Here is a 3,425-nt window from a genome sequence, read left to right as displayed (position 1 = left end):
CCCGCAAGCTCCCGGTTCCTGCGCGCGGGCGCGCTGGGGCTGGTGCTGCAGGCGGCCGGAGACGTGGCCCTGGGCAGCTACCTGGCGTACCGGCGCCGCCGCTGACCACTGATACACCGGCAGGCGTTCGGACTGGAATAAACGTGAAGCTTCAAGTATTGTTAATTGCATGAACATTCAAGTAAACCCCCAGGACCTGCTCTCGGCCGACCTCAGCATGGGCACCGTGATGCTCAAGGTCGGCGACATGAAGAACATGACCAACTACTACCAGCGGGCGCTGGGACTGGACCCGGTCTCCGAGGGACTCGGCGGGGTTTACCTGGGCCGCGGCACCACGCCGCTGCTCCACCTGGCCCCGGCCAACGGGCTGCAGCTGCCGTCGCGCGGCGAAGCCGGCCTCTTCCACACCGCCTTCCTGTTCGAGAACCAGTCGGACCTGGCCGCCACCGTGGCCACCGCGGCGCAGACCGACCCCTCCCGGTTCGCCGGCAGCGCCGACCACCTGGTCAGCGAGGCGTTCTACTTCACCGACCCGGAGGGCAACGGCATCGAGCTCTACTGGGACCGCCCCCGCGACCAGTGGTCCTGGAACGAGACCGCCGACGGCAAGGAGGTCCACATGGACAGCCTGGCCCTGAACCCCCAGACCTACCTGCAGAGCCACCTGACCGAGGAGTCGCTGTCCACCCAGCGCGAGGCCGGCGCCGGGATCGGCCACGTGCACCTGCAGGTCGGCGACACCAACGTCGCCGAGGAATTCTACGTGAAGACCCTCGGCTTCGAACGCACCGCCGGCTGGCACGGCCAGGCACTGTTCGTCGCCGCCGGCGGCTACCACCACCACATGGCCATGAACGTCTGGAACAGCCGCGGCGCCGGGCCGCGCAAGGACACCCTGGGTCTGGGCGAGGTGCTGATCCACGTGCCGACCGAGGACGAGGTCGGCGCCCTGACCGAACGCCTCACCAGCGCCGGCATCGCCCACCACCACACCGGGGCCGAGCTGCGCTTCGAGGACCCGTGGCGCAACCAGTTGCGCGTCGCCGTCGGCTGAGGCGGAATCCCGCCCGGTGCGGCTAGGCTGAAGAGGTACCACTCGGTCTAGCCGCGGAAGGACCTGCAGATGTCCGGAACCACCGAAATCTTCGTCGCCACCCACGATGTCGCCGTCCGGCGCGCCGCCGAGCTTGAGGCCAGCGTCGACTCCCGCGGGGAAACCGACGGGCCGATGGCCGAGGTCGAGGATGCGCCCAGCCTTCGCCTCAACGGGGTCACCGACCTTGAGGTCGAGATCCTCGGCGGCCTGGCCGCGAAGGCCGTCGGCGCCGCCGGCGGCGAGGCCCTGGACATGGCCGACGTCTCCAGCGACTACCTGATGGTCGCCCCGGATGCCATGGTCCAGTCGCTGGCCGAACTGCTGACCTACACCGACGACGACGGTGCCTCCCTGATCCCGGAGGTTGCCTCGCGGTGGGCCGCGGAAGAGGACATGCCGTTCAGCGGGGCCATCGCCGAAGACAACGTGCGCCGGATTGCACAGCTGGCGTCGCTGGCGGAGCAGGCCGAACGCCAGCAGCTCTACGTCTGGTCCACGACCGCCGAAGCCTGACGTTTCCCGGGTCGAGCGGCCTGAAGTGCCTGCCGCCGAACCGGTGGCAACGCGCCGCCGTCGCCAAGTCGCGCGGATTGGTTCCCATCTGGCACAATAGACAGGTACTCGATCTGCGCGGCCCCTCTCTCCGCGTGTGTATCTTGTCCTTTGAACCCCAACCATGGCCCGCCCCACGGGAGCAGACATACGGGTTCGCCCATTTTCAGAACCAGGAGTGACCACAACAGTGGCCGTAAAGATTCGCCTTAAGCGCTTCGGTAAGAAGTTCTCTGCCCACTACCGCGTCGTTGTCATGGATGCCCGCGCCAAGCGCGACGGCCGTGCCATCGAGGAGATCGGGCAGTACCACCCGACCGAAGAGCCCTCGTTCATCGAGATCAACTCCGAGCGTGCCCAGTACTGGCTCGGCGTCGGCGCCCAGCCGACCGAGCAGGCCGAAGTTCTGCTCAAGATCACGGGCGACTGGCAAAAGTTCAAGGGCATTGAGGGCCAGGAAGGCACCCTCAAGACCAAGGCTGCCAAGGAAGCCTTCGTGGCTCCCGAAAAGGACTCCGTGATCGTCCCCGAGGCCATCACCCCGAAGGCCAAGAAGGAAGAAGCTGCCGAGGCTCCGGCCGAGGAAGCAGCCGCAGACGAAGCCGAAAAGGCTGAGTAATGCTGGCCGAAGCGCTCGATCATCTGGTCCGCGGGATCGTTGACAGTCCTGACGACGTCAAGGTAACGCAGAAGAGCAACCGCCGCGGTGACATCATCGAGGTGCGTGTTCATCCGGAGGATCTGGGCCGCGTCATCGGCCGCCAGGGCCGCACCGCCCGCGCACTGCGCACCGTGGTGAACGCCTTGGCCGATGACCAGGTCCGCGTGGATGTGGTCGATACCGACCGCCGCCGCTGATCCGGATCGGCGCCTGCCCGGCATCGAGCCGGGCACCCATTCCATAACCTCCGGCCCCTGTACCAGATAATGGTCCAGGGGCCGGACGTTTTTCTTCCAAAGGAGTCTGCATGCAGGTACAAGTTGCCCGGATCGGCAAGCCGCACGGCATCCGGGGCGAGGTCACGGTGCAGGTGCTGACCGACGCTCCGGCCGATCGCTTCGTCCCCGACGTCGAGCTGACCGTGGAGCCGGCCGGTTTGGGGCCGCTGACGGTGCGCAGTGCCCGCTGGAACAAGGACATCCTGCTGCTGGGTTTCCATGAAGTCGCCGACCGCAACGGCGCCGAAGAACTCCGCGGCGCCAGGCTCTTCGTCGACACCGAGGACGTCGAGGACGACGACGACGCGTGGTACGAGCACGAGCTCGTCGGCCTCGAGGTGCGCATAGGGGAAGACGCGGTCGGCAAGGTCTCCGGCCTGAACACCATGCCCGCCCAGGACCTGCTGGTCGTGGAGGACCTGGACGGCGGGGAAGTCCTCGTGCCGTTCGTCGAGGAGATCGTGCCGGAGGTAAACGTGGAGGCGGGCTTTGTCCGGCTCACCCCGCCGGCCGGGCTGTTCGAGCTGAACTCGCCGGATGCGCAGGAGGCCCCCGACGACGGCGAGGGGGAGCGCTAGGTGCGCATCGACGTCGTCAGCATCTTTCCGGAGTACCTGGCCGCGCTGGACCTGTCGCTGATCGGCAAGGCGCGCCAGGACGGGCTGCTGCAGCTGCAGGTCCACGACCTGCGCGACTTCACTACCGACCGCCACCGCACCGTCGACGACACCCCGTACGGCGGCGGCGCGGGCATGGTCATGAAGCCCGAACCCTGGGCGCAGGCGCTCGAATCGGTCGTTGCCGCGAGCCCCCGCGGGGACGTGCCGGCCCGCCC

5 protein-coding genes and 1 pseudogene are annotated in these 3,425 nt (G+C 67.6%); all 6 read left to right on the top strand.

Annotation, left to right across the window (positions count from 1 at the left end):
- The first annotated feature begins 169 nt into the window (after positions 1-169).
- A complete protein-coding gene (locus tag AC5RUJ_RS12875; protein WP_494128258.1) occupies positions 170-1,057 on the top strand; it encodes a VOC family protein in 888 nt (295 codons plus the stop codon).
- Between the two features lie 69 nt (positions 1,058-1,126).
- The gene (locus AC5RUJ_RS12870; protein ID WP_493999966.1) at positions 1,127-1,612 is read left to right on the top strand and encodes a hypothetical protein; all 486 of its coding nucleotides are present in this window, start codon (positions 1,127-1,129) and stop codon (positions 1,610-1,612) included.
- A gap of 229 nt (positions 1,613-1,841) precedes the next feature.
- Positions 1,842-2,270: a 30S ribosomal protein S16 gene (gene rpsP, locus AC5RUJ_RS12865; protein ID WP_493977360.1), complete on the top strand. Its 429-nt coding sequence runs from the start codon at positions 1,842-1,844 to the stop codon at positions 2,268-2,270.
- A complete protein-coding gene (locus AC5RUJ_RS12860) occupies positions 2,270-2,509 on the top strand; it encodes an RNA-binding protein (RefSeq protein WP_493977361.1) in 240 nt (79 codons plus the stop codon). The genes rpsP and AC5RUJ_RS12860 overlap by 1 nt, the downstream gene beginning before the upstream one ends.
- A gap of 110 nt (positions 2,510-2,619) precedes the next feature.
- A complete protein-coding gene (rimM, locus tag AC5RUJ_RS12855) occupies positions 2,620-3,168 on the top strand; it encodes a ribosome maturation factor RimM (RefSeq protein WP_494128257.1) in 549 nt (182 codons plus the stop codon).
- A pseudogene (locus tag AC5RUJ_RS12850) lies at positions 3,169-3,425 on the top strand (tRNA (guanosine(37)-N1)-methyltransferase TrmD); the annotation flags it as partial.

This window comes from Arthrobacter sp. Y3223164 (assembly GCF_059091005.1).
Note: the sequence above shows the minus strand (reverse complement) of the source record. Positions and strands in the feature narration are given on the sequence as shown.